This window comes from Streptomyces ziwulingensis (assembly GCF_039542605.1).
Lineage (GTDB): Bacteria > Actinomycetota > Actinomycetes > Streptomycetales > Streptomycetaceae > Streptomyces > Streptomyces ziwulingensis.
The window spans coordinates 169,406-193,152 of the sequence record NZ_BAABIG010000022.1 but is presented as its reverse complement, the minus strand read 5'-3'; the positions used below and the strand labels follow the sequence as shown (position 1 = coordinate 193,152).

The 23,747-nt window shown below is 72.8% G+C and carries 20 protein-coding genes; 8 read left to right on the top strand and 12 right to left on the bottom strand.

The window, feature by feature from the left end; all coding sequences use genetic code 11:
• The first annotated feature begins 4 nt into the window (after positions 1-4).
• From ABEB00_RS11925 to ABEB00_RS11910, 4 genes are all read left to right on the top strand, one after another.
• Complete coding sequence (locus ABEB00_RS11925) at positions 5-1,831, top strand: acyl-CoA dehydrogenase (RefSeq protein ID WP_345619353.1); 1,827 nt, start codon at positions 5-7, stop codon at positions 1,829-1,831.
• A 173-nt stretch (positions 1,832-2,004) separates the two neighbouring features.
• Positions 2,005-3,324, top strand: coding sequence for a M18 family aminopeptidase (locus ABEB00_RS11920; protein ID WP_345619352.1), 1,320 nt, complete (start codon positions 2,005-2,007; stop codon positions 3,322-3,324).
• A 121-nt stretch (positions 3,325-3,445) separates the two neighbouring features.
• On the top strand, positions 3,446-3,688 hold the full coding sequence (locus ABEB00_RS11915) for a DUF6458 family protein (RefSeq protein WP_345619350.1): 243 nt from the start codon (positions 3,446-3,448) through the stop codon (positions 3,686-3,688).
• Positions 3,689-3,823: 135 nt separating this feature from the next.
• A complete protein-coding gene (locus ABEB00_RS11910) occupies positions 3,824-4,336 on the top strand; it encodes an LURP-one-related/scramblase family protein (protein ID WP_345619349.1) in 513 nt (170 codons plus the stop codon).
• Positions 4,337-4,371: 35 nt separating this feature from the next.
• Here ABEB00_RS11910 and ABEB00_RS11905 read toward each other — a convergent pair whose 3' ends face one another.
• On the bottom strand, positions 4,372-5,181 hold the full coding sequence (locus tag ABEB00_RS11905; protein WP_345619348.1) for a carbon-nitrogen family hydrolase: 810 nt from the start codon (positions 5,179-5,181) through the stop codon (positions 4,372-4,374).
• Between the two features lie 200 nt (positions 5,182-5,381).
• On the opposite strand from ABEB00_RS11905, the gene ABEB00_RS11900 reads away from it, so the two are divergent.
• Positions 5,382-6,206: a maleylpyruvate isomerase family mycothiol-dependent enzyme gene (locus ABEB00_RS11900; protein WP_345619346.1), complete on the top strand. Its 825-nt coding sequence runs from the start codon at positions 5,382-5,384 to the stop codon at positions 6,204-6,206.
• Between the two features lie 14 nt (positions 6,207-6,220).
• On the opposite strand, the gene ABEB00_RS11895 is transcribed toward ABEB00_RS11900, so the two are convergent.
• Positions 6,221-7,531: an MFS transporter gene (locus ABEB00_RS11895; protein WP_345619344.1), complete on the bottom strand. Its 1,311-nt coding sequence runs from the start codon at positions 7,529-7,531 to the stop codon at positions 6,221-6,223.
• The gene (locus ABEB00_RS11890) at positions 7,528-8,178 is read right to left on the bottom strand and encodes a GntR family transcriptional regulator (protein WP_345619343.1); all 651 of its coding nucleotides are present in this window, start codon (positions 8,176-8,178) and stop codon (positions 7,528-7,530) included. The genes ABEB00_RS11895 and ABEB00_RS11890 overlap by 4 nt, the downstream gene beginning before the upstream one ends.
• 253 nt (positions 8,179-8,431) lie before the next feature.
• On the opposite strand from ABEB00_RS11890, the gene ABEB00_RS11885 reads away from it, so the two are divergent.
• Positions 8,432-9,331, top strand: coding sequence for a D-alanyl-D-alanine carboxypeptidase family protein (locus ABEB00_RS11885; RefSeq protein ID WP_345619341.1), 900 nt, complete (start codon positions 8,432-8,434; stop codon positions 9,329-9,331).
• Between the two features lie 82 nt (positions 9,332-9,413).
• Here the strand turns inward: ABEB00_RS11885 and ABEB00_RS11880 are convergent, their stop codons facing one another.
• The 4 genes from ABEB00_RS11880 to ABEB00_RS11865 all read right to left on the bottom strand — a co-directional run bounded on the left by ABEB00_RS11880 (position 9,414) and on the right by ABEB00_RS11865 (position 15,136).
• A complete protein-coding gene (locus tag ABEB00_RS11880; RefSeq protein ID WP_345619339.1) occupies positions 9,414-10,967 on the bottom strand; it encodes a dihydrolipoamide acetyltransferase family protein in 1,554 nt (517 codons plus the stop codon).
• Positions 10,968-10,977: 10 nt separating this feature from the next.
• Complete coding sequence (locus tag ABEB00_RS11875) at positions 10,978-11,967, bottom strand: alpha-ketoacid dehydrogenase subunit beta (protein ID WP_345619337.1); 990 nt, start codon at positions 11,965-11,967, stop codon at positions 10,978-10,980.
• Positions 11,968-11,969: 2 nt separating this feature from the next.
• Positions 11,970-13,202: a pyruvate dehydrogenase (acetyl-transferring) E1 component subunit alpha gene (pdhA, locus tag ABEB00_RS11870; RefSeq protein ID WP_345619336.1), complete on the bottom strand. Its 1,233-nt coding sequence runs from the start codon at positions 13,200-13,202 to the stop codon at positions 11,970-11,972.
• 323 nt (positions 13,203-13,525) lie between these two features.
• Positions 13,526-15,136 carry a protein kinase domain-containing protein gene (locus ABEB00_RS11865; protein WP_345619335.1) on the bottom strand — a complete coding sequence of 537 codons (1,611 nt, stop codon included), beginning with the start codon at positions 15,134-15,136 and terminating at the stop codon, positions 13,526-13,528.
• Positions 15,137-15,495: 359 nt separating this feature from the next.
• Here ABEB00_RS11865 and ABEB00_RS11860 point away from each other — a divergent pair, with 359 nt between their 5' ends.
• The gene (locus tag ABEB00_RS11860) at positions 15,496-17,172 is read left to right on the top strand and encodes a Stk1 family PASTA domain-containing Ser/Thr kinase (protein ID WP_345619334.1); all 1,677 of its coding nucleotides are present in this window, start codon (positions 15,496-15,498) and stop codon (positions 17,170-17,172) included.
• A gap of 186 nt (positions 17,173-17,358) precedes the next feature.
• On the opposite strand, the gene ABEB00_RS11855 is transcribed toward ABEB00_RS11860, so the two are convergent.
• Complete coding sequence (locus ABEB00_RS11855; protein ID WP_345619333.1) at positions 17,359-17,904, bottom strand: bacterial proteasome activator family protein; 546 nt, start codon at positions 17,902-17,904, stop codon at positions 17,359-17,361.
• 857 nt (positions 17,905-18,761) lie between these two features.
• Between ABEB00_RS11855 and ABEB00_RS11850 the strand changes: the two genes are divergently transcribed.
• A complete protein-coding gene (locus ABEB00_RS11850; RefSeq protein WP_345619332.1) occupies positions 18,762-18,890 on the top strand; it encodes a hypothetical protein in 129 nt (42 codons plus the stop codon).
• Positions 18,891-18,933: 43 nt separating this feature from the next.
• Here the strand turns inward: ABEB00_RS11850 and ABEB00_RS11845 are convergent, their stop codons facing one another.
• The 4 genes from ABEB00_RS11845 to ABEB00_RS11830 all read right to left on the bottom strand — a co-directional run bounded on the left by ABEB00_RS11845 (position 18,934) and on the right by ABEB00_RS11830 (position 23,708).
• Positions 18,934-19,914 (bottom strand): NAD(P)H-quinone oxidoreductase, encoded by a 981-nt coding sequence (locus ABEB00_RS11845; protein WP_345619331.1) that lies wholly within the window; start codon positions 19,912-19,914, stop codon positions 18,934-18,936.
• A gap of 214 nt (positions 19,915-20,128) precedes the next feature.
• Positions 20,129-21,226 (bottom strand): potassium channel family protein, encoded by a 1,098-nt coding sequence (locus ABEB00_RS11840; RefSeq protein WP_345619330.1) that lies wholly within the window; start codon positions 21,224-21,226, stop codon positions 20,129-20,131.
• Complete coding sequence (locus ABEB00_RS11835; RefSeq protein ID WP_345619329.1) at positions 21,223-22,725, bottom strand: molybdopterin molybdotransferase MoeA; 1,503 nt, start codon at positions 22,723-22,725, stop codon at positions 21,223-21,225. The genes ABEB00_RS11840 and ABEB00_RS11835 overlap by 4 nt, the downstream gene beginning before the upstream one ends.
• Complete coding sequence (locus tag ABEB00_RS11830) at positions 22,722-23,708, bottom strand: NTP transferase domain-containing protein (protein ID WP_345619328.1); 987 nt, start codon at positions 23,706-23,708, stop codon at positions 22,722-22,724. The genes ABEB00_RS11835 and ABEB00_RS11830 overlap by 4 nt, the downstream gene beginning before the upstream one ends.
• Positions 23,709-23,747: the final 39 nt, after the last annotated feature.

The following is a 23,747-nucleotide window of genomic DNA, read 5'->3' as shown; positions in this document are numbered from 1 at the left end:
CGCCATGGGGCACTACAAGCCGAACCTCCGAGACATCGAGTTCAACCTCTTCGAGGTCCTCGGCCGGGACAAGGTGTACGGCACCGGCCCGTTCGCCGAGATGGACACGGACACCGCCAAGAGCGTCCTGGAGGAGCTGACCCGCCTCTCCGAGAACGAGCTGGCCGAGTCCTTCGCGGACGCCGACCGCAATCCGCCGGTCTTCGACCCGGAGACCAACACCGCGCCGGTCCCCGCCTCCTTCAAGAAGAGCTACCAGGCGTTCATGGACTCCGAGTACTGGCGTCTGGGCCTGCCCGAGGAGATCGGCGGCACCACCGCGCCCCGCTCCCTGATCTGGGCCTACGCGGAGCTGATCCTCGGCGCCAACCCGGCCGTGTGGATGTACTCCTCCGGCCCGGCCTTCGCCGGCATCCTCTTCGAGGAGGGCAACGAGGCGCAGAAGCACATCGCCGCGCTCGCCGTCGAGCGGCAGTGGGGCTCCACGATGGTCCTCACCGAGCCGGACGCCGGTTCGGACGTCGGCGCCGGCCGCACCAAGGCGGTCCAGCAGGCGGACGGCTCCTGGCACATCGAGGGCGTCAAGCGCTTCATCACGTCCGGCGAGCACGACATGTCGGAGAACATCCTCCACTACGTCCTCGCCCGCCCCGAGGGCGCCGGCCCCGGCACCAAAGGCCTCTCCCTCTTCCTCGTGCCCAAGTACGAGTTCGACTTCGAGACCGGCGAGCTGGGCGCGCGCAACGGCGTCTACGCCACCAACGTCGAGCACAAGATGGGCCTGAAGGCGTCCAACACCTGCGAGATGACCTTCGGCGACCGGCACCCCGCCAAGGGCTGGCTGATCGGCGACAAGCACGAGGGCATCCGCCAGATGTTCCGCATCATCGAGTTCGCCCGCATGATGGTCGGCACGAAGGCGATCTCCACCCTCTCCACGGGCTACCTCAACGCCCTGGAGTACGCCAAGGAGCGCGTCCAGGGCCCCGACCTGGCGAACTTCATGGACAAGACCGCCCCCAAGGTCACCATCACCCACCACCCCGACGTCCGCCGCTCGCTGATGACGCAGAAGGCGTACGCCGAGGGCATGCGCGCGCTGGTGATGTACACCGCCTCCGTGCAGGACGAGATCCAGGTCAAGGAGGCGAACGGCGAGGACACCACCGCCGACCACGCCCTCAACGACCTGCTCCTGCCGATCGTGAAGGGCTACGGCTCGGAGAAGGCGTACGAGCAGCTCGCCCAGTCGCTGCAGACCTTCGGCGGCTCCGGCTTCCTGCAGGAGTACCCGATCGAGCAGTACATCCGCGACGCCAAGATCGACACCCTGTACGAGGGCACCACGGCGATCCAGGGCCAGGACTACTTCTTCCGGAAGATCGTCCGCAACCAGGGCGCCGCGCTGAACTCGCTCGCCGAGGACATCAAGAAGTTTCTCGCGCTGGCCACCGGCGGCGAGGAGCTGGCCGCCGCCCGCGAGCACCTGGCGAAGGCCGCCGTCGAGCTGGAGGCCATCGTCGGCCTGATGCTCACCGACCTCGCCGCCACCGAGCAGGACGTCAAGAACATCTACAAGGTCGGGCTCAACACCACCCGCCTCCTGCTCGCCTCCGGTGACGTGGTCGTCGGCTACCTGCTGCTCAAGGGCGCCGCCGTCGCCGCCGAGAAGCTGCCCACCGCGTCCGCGCGGGACAAGGCGTTCTACACCGGCAAGATCGCCGCGGCGAAGTTCTTCGCGGCGGACGTGCTGCCCGGCCTCACCCTGGCCCGCAAGATCGCCCAGGGCGTCGAGCTGGACCTGATGGAGCTGGACGAGGCGGCCTTCTGAGCCGACCGGGTCCTGAACACGGCGGCGGCCCGCATTCCCGGCAAAGGGGGTGCGGGCCGCCGCCGTGCGCGTACCGAAGGGGCCCGGGTCGGCCCGGCGGGACCCACCGCGCCGCTCAACCCTCACCGAAAGCGCACCTCGTCCCGGCGGCACGGCACCTTAGGCTGGCTGTCATGAGCAGCAGCCCCTCCCGCTTCGACCGCGGGCACACCGACGACCTGATGACCTTCCTCGCGGCCTCCCCGACGCCGTACCACGCCGCGGCGAACGCCGCCCAGCGGCTGGAGAAGGCCGGCTTCCGGCAGGTCGCGGAGACGGACGCCTGGGACGGGACCAGCGGCGGCAAGTACGTGCTGCGCGGCGGGGCGATCGTGGCCTGGTACGTCCCCGAGGGCGCCGAGCCGCACACCCCCTTCCGCATCGTCGGCGCGCACACCGACTCGCCCAACCTCCGGGTCAAGCCGCGGCCCGACACCGGGGCGCACGGCTGGCGCCAGGTCGCCGTGGAGATCTACGGCGGTCCGCTGATGAACTCCTGGCTCGACCGCGACCTGGGGCTGGCCGGCCGGCTCAGCCTGCGCGACGGCTCCACCCGCCTGGTGAACGTCGACCGCCCCCTGCTGCGCGTCCCCCAGCTCGCCATCCACCTGGACCGCAACGTCTCCGCGGACGGCCTCAAACTCGACAAGCAGCGCCACCTCCAGCCCGTCTGGGGCCTCGGTGACACCGTGCGCGACGGCGACCTGATCGCCTTCCTTGAGGAGGAGGCGGGGCTCGCGGCCGGCGAGGTGACCGGCTGGGACCTGATGACCCACTCCGTGGAGCCCCCGGCGTACCTGGGCCGGGACCAGGACCTCGTCGCCGGGCCGCGGATGGACAACCTGTTCTCCGTGCACGCCGCCACGGCCGCGCTGGCCGCCGTCGCCGCCGAACCGGCGTCCGCGTGGCAGGGAAGCCGGCCGCACATCCCGGTCCTCGCCGCCTTCGACCACGAGGAGACCGGCTCGCAGTCGGACACCGGCGCGGACGGGCCGCTGCTCGGCACCGTGCTGGAGCGCTCGGTGCTGGCCCGCGGCGGCTCCCTGGAGGACCGCGCCCGCGCCTTCGCCGGCAGCGTCTGCCTCTCCTCCGACACCGGCCACGCCGTCCACCCCAACTACGCGGAGCGGCACGACCCCACGCACCACCCGCGGGTCAACGGCGGCCCGATCCTCAAGGTGAACGTCAACAACCGGTACGCCACCGACGGTTCGGGCCGGGCGGTCTTCGCCGCGGCCTGCGAGCGGGCCGGCGTCCCCTACCAGACGTTCGTCTCCAACAACTCCATGCCGTGCGGCACCACGATCGGCCCGATCACCGCCGCCCGGCACGGCATCCGCACCGTCGACATCGGCGTGGCCATCCTGTCGATGCACAGCGCCCGGGAGTTGTGCGGCGCCGACGACCCGCATCTGCTGGCCGCCGCGCTGGTCGCGTTCCTGGAGGGGTGGTGAGAAGCGGGCCGGAAGGCTCAACCGCCCGCCCCCGCATGTGTGTTCCACCCCGGGGTACTCGAACGCCACCGGATCGACCGGAACAGCCCGGACCGACCGGATCTACAGGGAGGCGACACTCATGGGCCTCGGCGGGTGCATCATCCTCATCGCCGTGGGAGCCATCCTCACGTTCGCGACGGACTGGGACATGCAGGGCGTCAACCTCGATCTGGTCGGCGTCATCTTCATGATCGTCGGTCTGATCGGTGTCGCGACCTTCAGCAGCATCGCCCGCCGCCGGCGCGTCGTGATGCAGCCGACCACCCCCGTGGTCGAGGAGCGGCCCCGCGGCGACGGCTACCACAACGGCTACGGCGCCTGACCCCCGACAACAACGCCCGACCCCCACGACAGCGGGCCCGCCGGCCTTCCCGGCGGCCGGACGGCCGGACGGCGGGGTCAGCCCGTCGGCCTACCGCGGGCGTTTCCGGGCGGGCACGGGGGAAGCGATGGCGACATGAGATTCCTCGTGTACGACCGGCTCCTCGGCTTCGGTGACGACTACTGGATCGAGGACGACCGCGGCAACAAGGTGTACCTCGTCGACGGCAAGGCCATGCGGCTGCGGGACACCTGGGAGCTGAAGGACACCCGGGGGCGGGTCCTGATCGGCATCCACCAGAAGATGTTCGCGCTGCGCGACACGATGGTGGTCGAGCGCGGCGGCGAGCCGCTGGCCACCCTCCGGCGCAAACGGCTCTCGCTGCTGCGCAACCACTACCGGGTCGCCCTGGCCGACGGCAACGAGCTGGACGTCAGCGGCAGGATCGTGGACCGGGAGTTCGCCATCGAGTACGACGGCGAACTGCTCGCCGTCGTCTCCCGGCGGTGGCTGACCCTCCGCGACACCTACGGCCTCGACGTCGTCCGCGACGACGTCGACCCGGCGCTGCTGATCGCCCTGACGGTGTGCGTGATCCACCTGGCCGAGAAGGAACGGGAGAGGGCCCGGGAGGGCGACGAGGACTGACATCCACCGGCGCGTCCCCCGCTCCCCGGGGCCCCCTACACCTGGAAGGCGTCCCGCCGCGGTGTCTCCAGCCCCAGCACCCGGTCCTTCAGGGCCGGGAACCGCTCCCTGGTCCGCGCCACCTCCGCCGGGTCGAAGTCGACCGTGAGGACCTCCTCGCCGGCACCGGCCTCCGCGAGCACCTCACCCCACGGGTCGACCACGATCGAGTGACCGGCCTGCGGAACCCCGGCGTGCGTCCCGGCCGTTCCACAGGCGAGGACGAACGCCTGGTTCTCCACCGCCCGCGCCCGGGCCAGCAGCGTCCAGTGCGCGCGGCGGCGCTCCGGCCAGCCCGCCGGGACGACGAGGACCTCGGCGCCGGTCTCGACCAGGGCGCGGAAGAGTTCGGGGAAGCGGAGGTCGTAGCAGGTCGCCACCCCGAGGGTGGTGGCGGGCAGCGGGACGGTCACCGGTGCGCGTCCCGCGCCCATCAGCACGGCCTCGCCCTTGTCGAAGCCGAAGCGGTGGATCTTGCGGTACGAGGCGGCCAGGTCACCGGCGGGGGAGAAAAGGAGGGACGTGTTGTACAGGGTGCCGTCCGGGTCGCGTTCCGGGACCGACCCGGCGTGCAGCCACACGCCCGCCTCGACCGCCGCCTCCGCCATCACCTCGTACGTCGGTCCCCGCAGCGGCTCGGCCTCGGCCGCGAACTCCTCGAAGGCGAACGCCCCGGTGGTCCACAGCTCCGGCAGGACGACGAGATCGGCGCCCGCCTGCTCCCGTACCAGCGACGCCACGCGGCCACGGCGCGCTTGCACCGTTTCGCCCTCGTTCACGGCGATTTGCATCAGTGAGGCGCGCACGTTACCACCGTCCTGCGATCGGAGCCGTCCACAAGGGGTTCCCCACGGGCCTACGATCGTCACACGAAAGCACTGCAGGGGTGCCGCACAGCAGCGTAACTTAGCGTCCCAAGACGCCCGCCGACCGCAGCCGCAGCCACCTCCCACAGGCACTGCCGCCACATCCGCCCGTGTACCGACCGCCGAGGGGTCCCGTTTCCGTGAGTCTGCATCCCACCCTCCAGCCCTACGCCGACGCCTGGACTCACTCCATCGAGGCGATATCCGAGCTGGTCCAGCCCCTCGTGGAGGCAGAGTGGAACCGCCGGACGCCGTGCCCGGGGTGGTCGGTGCGCGACATCGTCTCGCACGTCATCGGTCTGGACTCGGAGATGCTCGGCGACCCGCGTCCCATCCACACGCTGCCGCGCGACCTGTTCCACGTCACCAACGACCACCAGCGCTACACGGAGATGCAGGTCGACGTCCGCCGCCACCACACGGCGCCCGAGATGACCTCGGAGCTGGAGTACTCGATCATCCGGCGCAACCGGCAGTTGCGCAACGAGTCGCGGGACCCGGGCGCCAAGGTGCGCGGCCCGCTCGGCGCGGAGCTGACGCTGGAGGAGTCCATGCGCACGCACGCCTTCAACGTGTGGGTGCACGAGCAGGACCTGCGCGCGGCCCTCGGCCACCCCGGCGGCCTCGACTCCCCCGGCGCGCACGTCGCCCGTGACGTGCTGCTCGGCGAGCTGCCGCGGGTGGTCGCCGAGGACGCGGACGCGCCCCGCAGCTCGGCCGTCGTCCTCGACGTGCACGGACCCCTGGAATTCCTGCGCACCATCCGGGTGGACATCCAGGGCCGCGGCACCCTGGAGACCGCCCCCGCCCTCGGTCCGGCCGCCACCCTGGCCCTGGACTGGGAGACCTACGTCCGCCTGGCCTGCGGCCGGGTGACGCCGAAGGCGGTCGCGGACCGCGTCAAGACGGAGGGCGACCCGGCCCTGACGGCGGCCATCCTGCGCCACTTCGCCGTCACCAGGTGACGGAAGCCGGTCCCCTACACGGGCACGTGCACCGTCTCCACCCGGCTGGCCACCAGCCGCTCCCGCTCCCGTCGCGCCGCGCGCCCGCGCAGCCGCAGGATCTGCGTCACGCCCAGCACCTGGAGCACGAAGACGGACGAGAAGGCGACGGCGTAGTCGTCCCCCGTGACGTCCAGCAGCACCCCGATGGCGAACAGCGTCGTCATGGAGGCGAGGAAACCGCCCATGTTGGTGATGCCGGAGGCGGTGCCCTGCCGCTCGGGCGGATTGGCCGGGCGGGCGAAGTCGAAGCCGAGCATCGACGCCGGTCCGCAGGCGCCCAGCACCGCGCAGAGCACGATCAGCAGCCACATCGGGGCGTGCTCGGCCGGCCAGGCGAGCGTGGCCGCCCACACCGCCGCGGTCGCGGCCGCGGTGGCCAGCGCCAGCGGCAGCCGCGCCGCGTGGTGCCGGGCGACGACCTGGCCGTAGACCAGCCCGACCACCATGTTGGAGAGGACCACCAGGGTGAGCAGTTCGCCCGCGGTGGCCCGGGACAGGCCCTGCGCCTGGACCAGGAACGGCAGGCCCCACAGCAGCAGGAAGACCATGCCGGGGAACTGCGTGGTGAAGTGCACCCACATGCCGAGCCGGGTCCCCGGCTCCCGCCAGGAAGCGGCGATCTGCCGCCGTACGTACGCCGCGCCCCGGTGCGGGAACGGCTCCGGCTCATGGCCCTCGGGGTGGTCCTTGAGGAAGACCAGCAGCAGGACGAGGACCACCACTCCGGCGAGCGAGCTGCCCGCGAACGCCGCCGTCCAGCCGATGCCGTGCAGCAGACGGGCCAGGACCAGGGTGGAGACCAGGTTGCCGGCCATGCCGGCCAGCCCGGCGAGCTGGGCGACCAGCGGACCGCGCCGGGCGGGAAACCAGCGGGTGCCCAGCCGCAGCACGCTGATGAAGGTCATCGCGTCGCCGCAGCCCAGCAGCGCCCGCGAGGCGAGCGCGGCGCCGTACGACGAGGAGAAGGCGAAGCCGAGCTGTCCGGCGGTGAACAGCACCACGCCGATGGCCAGCACCTTCTTGGTGCCGAGCCGGTCGACCAGCAGGCCGACGGGTATCTGCATGCCGGCGTAGACCAGCAACTGGAGTATGGAGAAGGTGGAGAGCGCCGAGGCGCCCACCTGGAAGCGGTCGGCGGCGTCGAGGCCGGCCACCCCCAGTGAGGTACGGAAGATGACGGCGACGAAGTAGACGGCGACGCCGACGCTCCAGACGGCGAGCGCGCGCCGGCCGCCCGGCGGGTCACCGGGCAGGGCGCCGCGGCCGAACGCGGCCGAACTCATCGGACCTCCCCCCGGGCCAGGTGCGAGAACCAGCCCACGTGCCGGTTGACCACGGCGACGGCCCGCTCGGCGTCCCCCGCGCGCAGCGCGTCCAGGATCTCCGCGTGCTCGGTGAGGGTCTTGGCGATCCGGTCGGGGTGCGAGTGCATGACGGCCACGCCCATCCGCAACTGCCGGTCGCGGAGCTGGTCGTAGAGGCGGGAGAGGATCTCGTTGCCGCCGCTGCGGACGATCTCGGCGTGGAAGCAGCGGTCGGTGACGGCCGCGCCGCCGTAGTCCCCGGCGGCGGCCTGCTCCCGCTGCCGGGCCAGCAGTTCCGCCAGCCGCTCCAGCAGACCGGGCGGGGCGGGTACGGCCTTGCGCGCCGCGTGCTCCTCGACCAGCAGCCGCGTCTCGACCACGTCCGCGATCTCCTGCGCGGAGACCGGCAGCACCAGCGCGCCCTTCTTGGGGTAGAGCCGGATCAGCCCCTCGGCCTCCAGCCGGAGCAGCGCCTCGCGCACCGGCGTGCGCGAGACCCCGGTGGCCTCGGCCAGCTCGCCCTCGGTGAGCAGGGTGCCGCCCTCGTAACGGCGGTCGAGGACCGCCTGTTTGACGTGGGTGTAGACGCGGTCGGCGGCGGGGGGTTGCTTCACGGCCAGGGTCATGCCGACAGGATAGATACAACAGGGACGCATGAGGGGTGCCGTCCATCATGCGGACCGGCGCGTCCAAGGTCCGCGGCCAAGGTCATCGCAGACCGGTCCGCCGGCTCACCCGTCACGGGCGTGTCGTAGATTCCCTCCCGCAGCGGCACAACCATCCGCCCCCTTGACGAGTCGGAGAGATGCGGCCCCATGCTGTTCAGACCTCAACTCGGCCGCACCGCAAGGGCATTCAACCTTAATCGGGGTATCTGACTTGAAAACCGGCATCCAGGGCATCCGCCTCCGCAGGGCGACCGCCGTCGCCGTCACCACCGGCACCCTGCTCGTGAGCGGCGTGCTCTCCGTGGCACCCGCGCAGGCCGCCACCGCGCCCACGATCGCCGCCAAGGGCGGCTACCTGATGAACAACTCGAACGCCAAGTCGCTGTACACCAAGGCGGCTGACACCAAGCTCTCCACCGGCTCCACCACGAAGATCATGACCGCGAAGGTGGTGCTCGGGCAGAAGAGCCTCAACCTGGACACCAAGGTCACGATCCAGATGGCGTACAGCGACTACATCGTGTCGAAGAACGCCTCGTCGGCGCGGCTGATCGTGGGCGACAAGGTCACCGTCCGCCAGTTGCTCTACGGCCTGATGCTGCCGTCCGGCTGCGACGCGGCGTACGCGCTCGCCGACAAGTTCGGCAAGGGCTCGACGCGGGCGGCCCGGGTGAAGTCCTTCATCGGGCAGATGAACACCAGCGCCAAGAGCCTCGGGCTGAAGAACACGCACTTCGACTCGTTCGACGGCATCGGCAACGGCAGCAACTACTCCACGCCCCGCGATCTGACGAAGATCGCGAGCAGCGCGATGAAGAGCTCCACCTTCCGCGGCATCGTCAAGACGAAGAAGTACACCGCCAAGACGACCACCAAGTCCGGCGGCACCCGCACCATGGCGCCCTGGACCAACACCAACACGCTGCTCGGCAGCTACAGCGGCACCATCGGCGTGAAGACCGGTTCCGGCCCCGAGGCCAAGTACTGCCTCGTCTTCGCCGCGACCCGGAGCGGCAAGACGGTCATCGGCACCGTCCTCGCCTCCACGTCGTCCACGCAGCGCACCACGGACGCGAAGAAGATCATGACCTACGGCTTCGGCAAGGTCTGAGTCCGGAAGGTCTGAGACCGACCGGACACCGGAAAGGGGCCCACCGCGCACTCGCGGTGGGCCCCTTTCCGGTGTCGGACGGTCAGGCCCAGGTGATCAGCCGCCTGGGCCGCTCCAGTACGGCCGCCACGTCGGCGAGCACCTTGGAGCCCAGCTCGCCGTCGACCAGGCGGTGGTCGAAGCTCAGGGCCAGGGTGGTGACCTGGCGGGGCTTCACCTTGCCCTTGTGCACCCAGGGCCGCAGCTTGATCGCGCCGATCGCGAGGATCGCCGACTCACCGGGGTTGAGGATCGGCGTGCCGGTGTCGACGCCGAAGACGCCGACGTTGGTGACGGTGACCGTGCCGCCGCGCATGGCGGCCGGGGAGGTCTTGCCCTCCCGGGCCGTCGCCACCAGCTCGCCCAGCGAGCGGGCCAGCTCCGGCAGCGTCAGGGCCTGGGCGTCCTTGATGTTCGGCACCAGCAGTCCGCGCGGGGTCGCCGCCGCGATGCCCAGGTTGACGTAGTGCTTGACCACGATCTCCTGGGCGGCCTCGTCCCAGGAGGCGTTGATCTCCGGGTGGCGGCGGATCGCGACCAGCAGGGCCTTGGTGATCAGGAGCAGCGGGTTGACCCGCAGGCCCTCGAACTCCTTGTCCCGCTTCAGCTCCTCGACCAGCTTCATCGTGCGGGTCACGTCGACCGTCACGAACTCGGTGACGTGCGGCGCGGTGAACGCCGAACCGACCATCGCCGCGGCCGTCGCCTTGCGGACGCCCCGGACCGGGACGCGCGTCTCACGGGCGGTGTCGTACGACACCGGGGCCGGGGCGGCGCTCGCCGGGGCGGCCGGCTCCTGGACCGGGGCGGCCGGGGCCGGCGCCGGCGCGAGGGCCGCGTGCACGTCCTCGCGCGTGATGACGCCGTCCGGACCGGTCGGGACCACGGTCGCCAGGTCGACGCCGAGATCCTTGGCGAGCTTGCGCACCGGCGGCTTGGCCAGCGGCCGCTCCCGGGTGGACCCGGAGGAGGAGGACCGGCCGGCGCCGTTCAGCTCGGCCTGGAGGGCGGTGGCGGCCTCGGAGGCGGTGGGCTGCGGGGCGGTCGGCTGCGGGGCGCTGGGCTGCGGGGCGGTGGGCTGCGGGGCGGTCGGCCCGGCGGCCGCCGGGGCGCCCTTGCGGGGGCGGCGGCGGGTCGAGGAGGTCGCCACCCCGTAGCCGACCAGGACCGGCTGCCGGGCCGGCGGCGCGGGCTCCGCCGCCGCGGGCTTCCCGGCCGCGGCGGTCCGAGCGGCGGACGTCCCGTCCCCGGACGTCGGACCGGCGGCCGGCCCGTCCCCCGGCGTCAGGTCCCCGGGCTGTCCCGTCCCCGTCTCTCCTCCGGGCCCGGCGGCCCCGGCCCCCGTGTCCACGGTGATGATCGCCGTGCCGACGTCCACCGTGGTGCCCTCGGGGAAGCGCAGCTCGCGGACCACGCCGTCGTAGGGGATGGGCAGTTCGACGGCGGCCTTGGCCGTCTCGACCTCGCACACCACCTGGCCGTCGGTGACCGTGTCACCGGGCCGCACGTACCACTTGAGGATCTCCGCCTCGGTGAGTCCCTCGCCCACGTCGGGCATCTTGAACTCGCGCACGGCGCCTTCCGTCATCGTCGTCACGACCCTCTCCTCAGTACGCCAGCGAGCGGTCGACGGCATCCAGCACCCGGTCCAGGTCGGGCAGGTACTCCTCCTCCAGGCGGGCCGGCGGGTACGGCGCGTGGTAGCCGCCGACCCGGAGCACCGGGGCCTCCAGGTGGTAGAAGCAGCGCTCGGTGATCCGGGCGGCGATCTCCGCGCCGGAGCCGAGGAAGACCGGCGCCTCGTGCACCACGACCAGGCGGCCGGTCTTCTCCACCGAGGTCTGGACCGCGTCGAAGTCCAGCGGGGAGATCGAGCGCAGGTCCACCACCTCCAGGCTCCGGCCCTCCTCGGCGGCGGCGTCGGCCACCTCCAGGCAGAGCTTCACCATCGGGCCGTAGGCGACCAGGGTGAGGTCGGTGCCCGTACGGGCCACCCGCGCGCGGTGCAGCGGGTCCGGGATCGCCTCCGTGTTGACCTCGCCCTTGTCCCAGTAGCGCCGCTTCGGCTCGAAGAAGATCACCGGGTCGTCGCTCTGGATCGCCTGCTGCATCATCCAGTAGGCGTCCGAGGCGTTCGACGGGGTGACCACCTTCAGGCCCGCGACGTGGGCGAAGAGCACCTCGGGGGACTCCGAGTGGTGCTCGACCGCGCCGATGCCGCCGCCGTAGGGGATGCGCACCACGACCGGCATCTTGACCCGGCCGAGCGCGCGGGCGTGCATCTTCGCGAGCTGCGTGACGATCTGGTCGTACGCCGGGAAGACGAAACCGTCGAACTGGATCTCCACCACCGGGCGGTAGCCGCGCAGGGCGAGGCCGATCGCCGTGCCCACGATGCCGGACTCGGCGAGCGGGGTGTCGATGACGCGCGTCTCGCCGAAGTCCTTCTGCAGGCCGTCCGTCACGCGGAAGACGCCGCCGAGCTTGCCGACGTCCTCTCCCATGACGAGGACCTTGGGGTCCGTCTCCAGGGCGTGGCGCAGCGACTCGTTGATCGCCTTGGCCACCGCCATCTTCTGCACGGTCTTCTCCGCCATGATCAGACCTCCTCCCCCGCGGCGAGGCCGCTGTCGGACTCGGTGGCGAACGACGCCTGGTAGGCGGCGAACTGGGCGCGCTCCTCGTCGACGAGCGCGTGCCCGTCCGCGTACGCGTGCTCGAAGAGGGCGAACCGGTCCGGGTCGGGCATGGCCCGGACCGCTTCGCGCACTCGTCTGCCCAACGTCTCGCTCTCCGTCTCCAGTTCCGCGAAGAATCCCTCGTCCGCGTGGTGTGCGCTCTCCAGGTGGCGGCGCAGCCGCAGGATCGGGTCCTTCGCCTCCCAGGCGAGGCGCTCGTCGTCGTGGCGGTAGCGCGAGGGGTCGTCGGAGGTGGTGTGGGCGCCCATCCGGTAGGTGTACGCCTCGATCAGCGCGGGGCCCTCGCCGCGCCGGGCCCGCTCCAGCGCCCAGCGGGTGACGGCGAGGACGGCCAGCACGTCGTTGCCGTCGACGCGGACACCGGGGAAGCCGAAGCCCTGCGCGCGCTGGTAGAGCGGCACCCGGGTCTGCTTCTCGTTGGACTCCGAGATCGCCCACTGGTTGTTCTGGCAGAAGAACACCACCGGGGCGTTGTACACCGCGGCGAAGTTGAACGCCTCCATGACGTCGCCCTGGCTGGAGGCGCCGTCACCGAAGTAGGCGACCACGGCCGAGTCGGCGCCGTCCATGGTGATGCCCATCGCGTAACCGGTGGCGTGCAGCGTCTGCGAGCCGATGACGATGGTGTACAGGTGAAAGTTGTTGCTGTTGGGGTCCCAGCCGCCGTTGTTCACGCCGCGGAACATGCCGAGCAGGTTGGTCGGGTCGACCCCCCGGCACCAGGCGACGCCGTGCTCCCGGTAGGTCGGGAAGACGTAGTCGTCCTCGCGGGTGGCGCGTCCGGAGCCGATCTGGGCGGCCTCCTGGCCGAGCAGCGAGGCCCACAGGCCCAGCTCGCCCTGGCGCTGCAGCGCGGTGGCCTCGGCGTCGAAGCGGCGGGTGAGGACCATGTCCCGGTACAGGCCGCGCAGCTCGTCGGGGGTGATGCCGGCGGCGTAGGGGTCGAACTCGGCGTTCTTGACCCGCTTGCCCTCGGGGGTCAGCAGTTGGACGAGCTGCGTCCCGTCGCTCTCGGCCGCGCCGCGGGCGGTGCGCTTGGTGCCGGGGGCGCCGGCCGCCTTCGTACCGGTGGTCCCGGTCTTGCTCCCGGCGCTGCGTCGCGGCTTGCGCGCGGCAGTGCTCTCCACGGTCACGTGTGCTCCTCCGTCGGTCCGGCCCCCGGGTTCGCCGGAAACCAGTGCGGCTCACCTGCGCCCGGCGGGCGCACGGGGTGGGTGCGCCGGAGTCGGGAACAGGCGTGACAGGTGCCCCGGCGAGCATCCTGCGAACAGCACGTTACCCAGTGCTCCACATTTCTGTGAAACCCCTCCTGACCTGCAGATTTACTTGGGTTTCCAAGTAAATCGCAAAAATCGGGAACAGTTACTGGTCAGAGCCTCGCAGGGGGCCGGAACACCGGCACGTTATCCCGCGTACCCCGGACCCGGGAAGAGTCCGTACGGGGCTGCGGACGAGGTCAGCCGCCGACGCCCTCCGTGCCGCCGCTCAGCACGCCGCCGTCCTCCTCCTCGCCGCCGGTGCCGCCGTCGGTGGCCGTGGCCGACGGCTCACCGCCGCCGCCCGTGGACTCCTCCTCGGTCGGCTCGGCGGGGGGCGTCGTCTCCGGCGTCTCCTCGCCGGTCGGCTCCGCGGACGGCTGCTGGGTCTGCTCCTGCGACTGCTCGTAGGAGGGGGTGTACTCCGGCGTGTAGCCGCCGCCGGTGCCGCCGCCGTCGCCCTGCTCGGTGCCCGTGTCGCCGGTGGGCTCCTCGGACGCCTCGTCGCTCGGCGACTCGCTCTTCTTCTCCTCGTCGGTGGACTGCGAGGCGGACGGCGACTTGGTGGTGTCGGTGCCGCCCCCCTCACCGCCGCCGCCGCCGTTCAGCGCCAGGGCGACGCCCGCGGCGATCGCGACCACCGCGAGCACGGCCACGATCCACAGCTTGCCCCGGCCGCTGCCTCTGTTGCCGTGGCCCTCGAAACCACCGTCGTCGCCACCGCCGTACCCGCCGCCCGGCAGGATCGGCTGCGGGATCGGGGCGGTGCCCGGACCGTGGTCCGAGTGCGGCAGCACGGAGGTGCCGGCCAGACCGGCCGCCGGGGTGTGCCGCCCGTCGTGGTCGACCGGGCCGGTGTTCCAGGTACCGGTGTGGCCGCCCTGGTCGTACAGCATCTGCAGGCCGTACTGGACCATGCCGCGCATTTCCTCGGCGGTCTGGAAGCGGTCGTCGGGCTCCTTGGCGAGCGAGCGCATGACGAGGCCGTCCAGCTCCGGCGGGACCGCGTCGGAGACATGGGACGGGGGCGTCGGGATGTCCTGGACGTGCTGGTAGACCACCGACAGCGGGGTCTCGCCGGTGAACGGCGGACGCAGCGCGAGAAGCTCGTAGAGCAGGCAGCCGGTGGCGTACAGGTCGGAGCGGTGGTCGACGGCCTTGCCGAGGGCCTGCTCCGGGGAGAGGTACTGCGGGGTGCCCATGACCATGCCGGTCTGCGTCATGGTGGTGGACGCGCCGTGCAGGGCGCGGGCGATGCCGAAGTCCATCACCTTCACCGCGCCGCCGTGGGTGATGATCACGTTGGCCGGTTTGATGTCGCGGTGCACGATGCCGTGCTGGTGCGAGTAGGCAAGCGCCTCCAGGACCCCGGAGACGATGATGAGCGCCTGCTCGGGACCGGGTGCCTCGGCGTTCAGGAGGAGGTCGCGGATGGTCCGCCCCTCGACGATCTCCATCACGATGTACGGCACGGACTGACCGGCGACGACGTCCTCACCGGAGTCGTACACGGCGACGATGGCGTGGTGGTTGAGACCGGCCACCGACTGTGCCTCGCGCGTGAAGCGCGCCTTGGAGACCGGGTCCTCGGCGAGGTCGGCGCGGAGCAGTTTGACCGCCACCGTGCGGCCGAGGCGGACGTCCTCGGCGGCGAAGACCTCGGCCATGCCGCCCCGCCCGAGCCTGCGGGTCAGCCGGTACCGGCCGTCGCCGACCAGCCCGCCGTTCCCCCAGGCTTCCGGCGCGTCCGTCGTTCCGCCGCCAGTCGCCTCGGGGTCGGACGGGCCCTGAGCGCGCTGCTGCTGTGCCATCAGTCCTCGCCGTCGTTTCTGCCCGCGGTGCGCGCGGTGTTGTTACGGTCTCCGTCGGCCACGCTACAGCCTCCGCCGGGGCCTCCGGTCCGGGATGGGGCGACCGGACCGGCTCCGGACGGACCGGTCATGAAACCCTGGTTCCGCGCCGCCGTGCAAATTCTGTGTGCCGGCCGTACGCCCCCCGTAACGCTTACGAGACGCTTCTTTCGCGTACGGTCACGGAACGGGCACCGCACTTGACGTGTCACTGCCCTCGGGCAGACTTGGCCGGGAACAGCAGCCGGATCAAGACATCCGGGCACGTCCGGTCGGAACGAGTGGCGGCGCCGGCAGGCCGCGCGGGGGAAGCAGAGGTCATGACCCAGGACGGCGCACGGGACCGGTATGCGGGGCGGGCGCTGGCCGGCGGACGCTATCAACTGCGCGAGCTGCTCGGGCAGGGCGGCATGGCCTCGGTGCACCTGGCCTACGACTCGGTCCTCGACCGCCAGGTCGCCATCAAGACGCTGCACACCGAACTCGGCCGCGAGCAGGCGTTCCGCGAGCGTTTCCGCCGCGAGGCGCAGGCCGTGGCGAAGCTCACCCACACCAACATCGTCTCGGTCTTCGACACCGGTGAGGACACGCCCCCGGGCGGCCCGGCCGACGCGCTGCCGACGCCGTACATCGTCATGGAGTACGTCGAGGGCCGCCCGCTCGGCTCGGTGCTCGACGAGGACGTACGGCAGTGGGGGGCGATGCCCGCCGACAAGGCGCTGAAGATCACCGCGGATGTGCTGGCGGCCCTGGAGATCAGTCACGAGCAGTCACTGGTGCACCGGGACATCAAGCCGGGCAACGTGATGGTCACCAAGCGCGGCGTGGTGAAGGTGATGGACTTCGGCATCGCGCGCGCCATGCAGTCCGGGGTCACGTCGATGACGCAGACCGGCATGGTCGTCGGCACCCCGCAGTACCTCTCGCCGGAGCAGGCGCTGGGCCGCGGCGTGGACGCCCGCAGCGATCTGTACTCCGTCGGCATCATGCTCTTCCAACTGGTGACCGGGCGGCTGCCGTTCGACGCGGACTCGCCGCTGGCCATCGCCTACGCGCATGTGCAGGAGGAGCCGCCGGCCCCCTCGTCGGTCAACCGCTCGCTGCCGCCGGCGCTGGACGCGCTGGTCGCCCGCGCGCTGAAGAAGAACCCGAACGAGCGTTTCCCGAGCGCCGAGGCCATGCGGGACGAGTGCCTGCGGGTGGCCCGGTCCTTCCAGGCGGCACCGCCCAGCATCGTCCCCGGCGCCCCCGCGGCGAGCGGTTCGGGCGTCGGCTCCGCGGTCTTCCCGCCGGTGGCGCACTCCGGTCCGCACCCCGCGGGCCAGGTGCGGACCCCGTACCAGCCGGGGCCCGCACCGCAGCGGTACGGCACCCCCACCCCGCCGCCGGGCCCGGCCTACGGCTATCCGCAGCAGGGCGGCGGCTACCCGACGCCGGCGCCGTCCGGGTACGCGCAGCAGCCGCACCTGGCGCCGACGCCTCCCCCTTACTACGGCGGCCCGACCGCGACGACCGGGCGGCCGGGCTCCTCGGGCGGCGGGCGGAGCAACAGGGCGCTGCTCGTCGGGTCGGCCGTGGTCGCCGTCGTGGTCGCCGGCGGTCTGATCGCGGCGCTGGCGATGAACAAGGACGACGGGTCCGGGGGCGGCGGCTCGGACGCCCGGGCCTCCGCGTCGGCGTCCGTGTCCGCCTCCAGGGACGCGGCGTACCGCGGGCCGGACACGAGCAAGACGATCGAGTTGGACGAGTGCGAGGAGCCGCTGGAGTCGTACCGCGACCCGGACAAGATCCGGGTGCCGAACTTCCAGTACAAGTACATCGGCTCGGTCGAGGAGTGCTTCGAGTCGGTCGGCTGGACCATGAAGGTCGAGCACGTGGACGAGAACACCTTCGGCGAGGGTTCCGTCCTGGAGCAGACCCCGGCCGCCGGCACGGACGTCGACCCGGACGCCATGCCGGAGATCGAGTTCAAGGTCTCCACGGGCAATCCGGCCTGAGCCGCGGCAGCCCGCTGGGGGCTGCGGGGTCACGCGGGGACATGTCGAGGGCCCGGCAGCGCGCGCTGCCGGGCCCTGAGGGGTACGGGTGCCGCTGACCTCACGGGTCCAGCGGTACGACGGGTGTGAGGGGTACGGGTCCGAGGGGTACGGGTCCGAGGGGTACGGGTCCGAGGGGTACGGGTCTCAGAGGTACGGGCCGCCGGTGCGGCCGCCGGGGCCGGGGCCGTCCTCCGGGTCGCCGCCGACGCCCGGCGGGAGGGCCCGGCGCATCTGCTCCAACTGGGCGCGGGCCGCCATCTGCTGGGCGAACAGCGTGGTCTGGATGCCGTGGAAGAGGCCCTCCAGCCAGCCGACCAACTGGGCCTGCGCGATCCGCAGTTCCGCGTCGCTCGGGGTGGCCTCCTCCGTGAACGGCAGGGAGAGCCGCTCCAGCTCCTCGACCAGCTCCGGCGCGAGACCGTCCTCCAGCTCCTTCACCGAGCTGGCGTGGATCTCCTTGAGCCGGGCCCGGCTCGCGTCGTCCAGCGGAGCCAGGCGCACCTCCTCCAGGAGCTGCTTGATCATGCTGCCGATCCGCATGACCTTCGCGGGCTGCTCGACCTGCTCGGTCACCGGGATCTCACGGGGGTCCTCGTCTCCTGCGGCGCCACCGCCCAGCGCCATGCCGTCCTGGCCGACAACCAGAATCTTGGGGTTCTCCGACGGCCTGTCGTTCCTCGGCATCTCCATACCGCCATTGTCTCGCACGTCCGCACCCGGCCGGTGTGGCGCCCCCGCCCGAACACCGTCCCGCCGCGTACGGCGGCGCCCGGAATGCCGGAACCGGCGGGGAGTGTGAGGCTTGTCCCGTCGATCTTGCCGACGGGTACCGGGAGGTCACCGACGTGACTCCATGGCTGCGCACACTGCGGGCGACGGGAGTGGCGGGGGTCCTGGGGGCCGGCGCGGTGCTGTCGCCCCAGGTGGCGGGGGCGGCGTACGGCGCGGGGTCCGCGACGGCTCGGGCCGCCGCGTCCGTCCCGTCTGTTGCGTCTGTTACGTCCGCCGCGTCCGCCGCGTCCGCCGGGGTGACGCCCTCGCCGCCGTCCGTGTCGGGGCCTGCGGAGGGGGGTCCGGGGCAGGCGGGTCCGGCGGGGCCGCCCGGTCCCTCCGCCCCCTCGGGTCCCTCAGGTCCCTCAGGTCGCTCAGAGCCCTCGGGGTCCTCGGGGTCCTCCGCTTCCTCCCGTGGCGAGGAGCCGTCCCGTCCGGAGGGTTCGCCGTCCGCCGGGGCCGGCCGCTCCGAGAGCCCCGGGGCCGGTGCGGCGCGGGGTTCCGCGTCCCCGTCCGGCTCGTCCTCCGCCTCCTCGGCGTCCCCGTCCGGCGGCGAGCCGTCCCGGGCGGGGAGCCGGGCCGGTGAGGGAAGGCAGCGGCCGGGGCGGCAGGAGACACGGGAGGACGAGGGCGGCGGGGCCCATGAGCACGCCCGGCGCCGTCCGGACGGGGACGGCCACGAAGCGGACGTACCGGTCGTCCCGGACACCTCCGCGGGGCCCGGCGACGCCGGACTCGTACCGTCAGCGCCCGCCACCGGCCCCGTTCCCCGGACCGTGTCCCGGGCCGAGGGCGGCGGCGGGCCGGTCCTGGACGCCCTGGTGCTCGGCAGCGGACTGGTCCTGGTCGGCCTCGGTCTGGCCTTCGCCTTCGTCGGCCTGCGGCTGCGCCGCGGCCGGGTGTGAGCGTGGAGCGCACCCGGCCACGTCCTCGTGCCGCTCGCCGCCGTTACTCCAGCACCAGCAGCACCTTGCCGATGTGACCGCTCTCCTCCACCACCCGGTGGGCGGCCGCCGCCTCGCTCATCGGCAGTTCGCGGTCGACGACCGGCCGTACGTGGCCCTCGGCGAGCAGCGGCCAGACGTGCTCCCGCACGGCCGCCACGATCGCCGTCTTCTCCTCCAGGGGCCGGGCGCGCAGGCTGGTGGCGGTCACCGCGACGCGCTTGGCGAGCATGGTGCCGATGTCCAGTTCGGCCTTCCGGCCGCCCTGGAGCCCGATGACGGCCAGGCGTCCGTTGACGGCCAGCGCCTGAAGGTTGCGGTCCAGGTACTTGGCGCCCATGTTGTCCAGGATGACGTCGACGCCGGCACCGCCGGTGGCCTCCCGCACCTCGGCGACGAAGTCCTGCTCCCGGTAATTGATCAGGATGTCCGCGCCCAGCTCGGCGCAGCGCTCCAGCTTCTCCTTGCTGCCGGCCGTCACGGCGACCCTCGCGCCGACCGCCTTGGCCAACTGGATCGCCATGGTGCCGATGCCGCTGGAACCGCCGTGCGCCAGCAGGGTCTCGCCGGGGCGCAGGTGGGAGACCATGAAGACGTTCGACCAGACCGTGCAGACCACCTCGGGCAGCGCCGCGGCCTGCCGCAGGTCGATGCCCTCGGGGACCGGGAGCAGTTGTCCGGCCGGGACGACGACCTTCTCGGCGTATCCGCCGCCGGAGAGCAGCGCGCACACCTCGTCGCCGACCGACCAGCCGGACACGCCGGTACCGAGCCGGGCGATCCGGCCCGAGCACTCCAGGCCCGGGTAGGGGGAGGCGCCGGGCGGCGGGTCGTAGAAACCCTGGCGCTGCATGATGTCGGCGCGGTTGACGGCCCCGGCCACCACCTCGACCAGCACCTCGCCCTCACCGGGCACCGGATCGGCGACTTCGGCCCAGACCAGCGCCTCGGGGCCGCCGGGTTCATTGATCGTGATCGCATGCATGAAAGGGACGCTACTCCTGCCCGTCCGGCGGAGCGCGTCACACGTCCGGGGACAGGGCGCCCCACCCCCACCCCGGCCCCCCGCCTCCGGAGGGCCGGGCCGTCGGCCGTCGGCCGTCGGGCGCGATCGAGGCTGCGGGCCGGGTGAAGACGTTCGGCGAGACGCGCCGGGAGGGAAGCCGGGAGACGCGGCTTCCCTCCGGGCCGTCGCCGGGTCAGTCCCGGGGCAGGGGGCGGACGTCGGGGGCGATCTGCGTCGCCGGTGTCGCCCGGACGATCGTGATCAGCCGGTCCGTCAGTTCCAGCCCGCCGACCGCCTTGTCGTCGTAGCCGAGCACCCGGTGTCCGCGCAGCACGCTCAGCACCAGGTCGTCCATCTCCCGCGGGTGCTTGCCCACCTCGGCCTTTATGACCGGCCGTTCGACCAGGTCGAGCCCGCTGCCCTGGCTGATGAGGTCCTCCATCACCATGCCGGCGGCCGGGCTGAGCACGGAGAGCCCGAGCAGCCGGCCGGCGGCGCTGGCGGAGGTGATCACCGCGTCCGCGCCGGACTGCTTCAGCAGCGGCGCGTTCTCCTCCTCGCGGACCGCGGCGACGATCTTCGCCCCCCGGTTGAGCTGCCGGGCGGTGAGGGTGACCAGTACGGCCGTGTCGTCGCGCTGGGTGGCGATGATGATCTGCCGTGCCTTGTGCACCTCGGCCCGCATCAGGACGTCGCTGCGGGTGGCGTCCCCTATGACGCCCGCGAAACCGTCGGCCGTCGCGGCGTCGATGGCCTTGCCGCTCGGGTCGACGACGACGACCTGCTCCTTCCTCAGTCCCGTCGCGCAGACGGTGTGGAGTGCCGACCGTCCCTTCGTGCCGAAACCGACGACGACGGTGTGATCGCGCAAGGTGGACCTCCAGCGGTTCAGGCGCCATTCCTCCCGGGTGCGTTCGGTGAGGGCTTCCAGCGTGGTGCCGACCAGGATGATCAGGAACAGCACGCGCAGCGGTGTGATGACGAAGATGTTGGTCAGCCGGGCGGCGTCGCTGACCGGTGTGATGTCGCCGTACCCGGTGGTGGAGAGGGTGACGGTCGCGTAGTAGAAGGCGTCGAGAAGGTCCACGGAGCCGTCGGAGTTGTCCGTGTAGCCGTCGTGGTCGACGTAGACGACGAACGCGGTCGCCACCAGCACGACCAGCGCCAGCGACAGCCGCTTGCCGACCTGGCGGAACGGGTGCTCGACCAGCTTCCTGGGGAGCTTCACCTTGTGGGTCACGAGGTGCTCGTCCGCCTGGCGGGCGATCGCGTCCTGGCCCGAAAGTTTCACGTGAAACACACTCCGATTCCGGCGGCGGCCCACGGCAGGTCGAGCAGCTCGGTCTCCTGCCCCCGCCGCGTGCCGCCCGGCGGGACGACGGCCAGGGCGTCGGCGACCGCGATGCCTCGCAGCATGGCCGGTCCGTTGTAGTGCAGCGGCACGGCGCCCTCGTCCCGCAGGACCACGGGGACCAGCCGGGTGTCGTACGGATGCCCCTGCACCGCGTCCCGCAGGCGCAGCGGGTACGGCTCCGGGGCCGGCCGGGCCGCGAGGCTCCGCAGCAGGGGTTCGGCCAGGGTGAGCAGGCCGGAGACGGCCGCCAGGGGGTTCCCGGGCAGGCCCACGAGGTGCTGGCGCTCCCGGAGGCGGGCCAGCAGCATCGGATGGCCGGGACGTACCTCGACGCCGTCGACGAGGAGTTCGGCACCGATACGGCCCAGCGTGGGGTGGACGTGATCGACCGGACCCGCGGCGGTGCCCCCGGTGGTGACCACGACATCGGCGTCGGAGCCGGTCACCGCCCGGTGCAGCGCCCCGGCGTCGTCGCCGAGCCGCCGGACGGCGGTGACCTCGGCACCCATCGACCGCAGCCAGGACGGCAGCATCGGGCCGAGCGCGTCCCGGATCAGGCCGTCGCGCGGCGGCCCCTGGGTGAGCAGTTCGTCGCCGAGGACGAGGACCTCGACGCGGGGCCGGGCGACCGCGGTGAGCGTGTCGTACCCGGCGGCCGCCGCGAGCCCCAGCACCGCCGGGGTCACCAGCGTGCCGGCCATCAGGAGCCGGTCGCCGCTGCGGCACTCCTGGCCGCGCGGCCGGATGTCCTGCCCCGGCACCACCGCGTGGAGGGCGTGGAGGCGGCCCCGGTCGTCGGTGCGGCCGTGCTCGCCGCGCAGTACGCCCGTGGTGCCGTCGGGGATCCGGGCACCGGTCGCGATCCCGACGGCCTCCCCGTCGGCGAGCGGCCGGTGCGCGGCGTGCCCGGCGAGGACACCGTCCCGCCCCGCCTTCCAGGGGCCGGGCCCGGAGACCGCCCAGCCGTCCATCGCCGAGGTGTCGAAGGAGGGCAGGTCGCTCAGGGCGTCGAGGGGGGCGGCCAGGGTCAGGCCGAGGGCCGCGTCGAGCGGGACGGAGAGGGGGGCGCGGTGCGCGGCACGGGCGGCGGAACGCCCTGTCTCTTCCGCGATCGCGCGCGCCCGCGGCCAGGAGACGGCCCGGTGGCTGGACTCCTGCGGGCCGGCCGGACCGGGCGGGCCGGCCGGGCCTCGGCGGCCGGCCGGGCCTCGGCGGGTGGCCGAGTCGCCTCGGGTGGCCGGATCGTGCTGGGTGGCCGCGCCGTGCTGGTGAGAGGTGCGGTGCCGCTGGTCCGGTGGTGCGGGCTCCGGCTCGGCGGCGCCGGGGTCTTCCTCGGGCGGGCCCGGGGCTTCCTTCACGAGGGCGAGCGCCTCCTCGACGTCGAGGTCGTCTCCCTGCCACGCGCCCGGCCCGGTCCGGACGCCGCGGGCGGTCATCCGGCGTCCGGGCGGCTGCCGGGTTCCGGACGGTCGTCCGGGGAGCCCGGCACCGCAGGGGCGTCGGCGGAGGCGGTGTCCTCGGCCGTCTCCCCGGCCCAGCGCTCCGCGAGGGCGACCGCCTTGCGGGCGGCCTCGGCGACGGCCTCGGGGCCGCCGCCGGCCCGGGCCGCCGCGTAACCGACGAGGAAGGTGGTCAGTGGGGCAGCGGGCCGGGCCACCCCGTGGGCGGCGTCGCGGGCCAGGTCGAGCAGGACGCCGGTGTCGACGTCGAGTTCGATGCCCAGTTCGTCCTTGGCGGCGGAAATCCATTCATCCAACACGTGCTCATGCTCCCTGATCCGTGCCCTTGCCGTGGCGATGTCGTCCCAGGTGTCGCAGTCGAACGAGGCGACGGGGTCGGGGACGCGAGCGAGAAGGAGACCGGCGGTCAGCCGGCGCAGTGGCAGCCCGGTGAGCCCCGCCGGTTCCCCGGCCCGCGCGGCCAGCTCCCGGCGCACGGCCTCGGCGCGGTACGCGGCGACGAGCGGCTGGTCACGCCCGTCGGCGTCGGTGAGCAGCACGCCTTCGGCCCGGCTCGCGGCCAGGACGCCCAACAGGTGCTCCACGGTGCGCGCGGGCAGGAACGGCAGATCGGCCGAGAGGACGACGACGTGCTCCGCGGTGGTGTGGCGCAGCCCCGCGGCGAGCGCGGCGACCGGTCCGGCACCCGCGGGCTCCTCGCGGGCCCAGCGGACCGGCCGGGCGGTGGGCCGGGGAGCGGCGACGACGACGGTGACCGCGGCGCCGGCGCAGGCGAGGAGCACCCGGTCGAGCAGCGCCCGCCCGCCCACCCGCACCCCGGGCTTGTCCGCGCCGCCGAGCCGCCGGGCGGCGCCCCCGGCGAGCACGACGGCGTCGTACCCGGCGGCGCGCGGGGCGGGTCCGCGCCCCGGCGGGGCGGCGGTGCCGCCGGGGTCGGCGGGTGGCTCGTACGCGGTCACCCCCCGAGTATGCGTGTCCGGGCGGGCGCGAGGAACGTG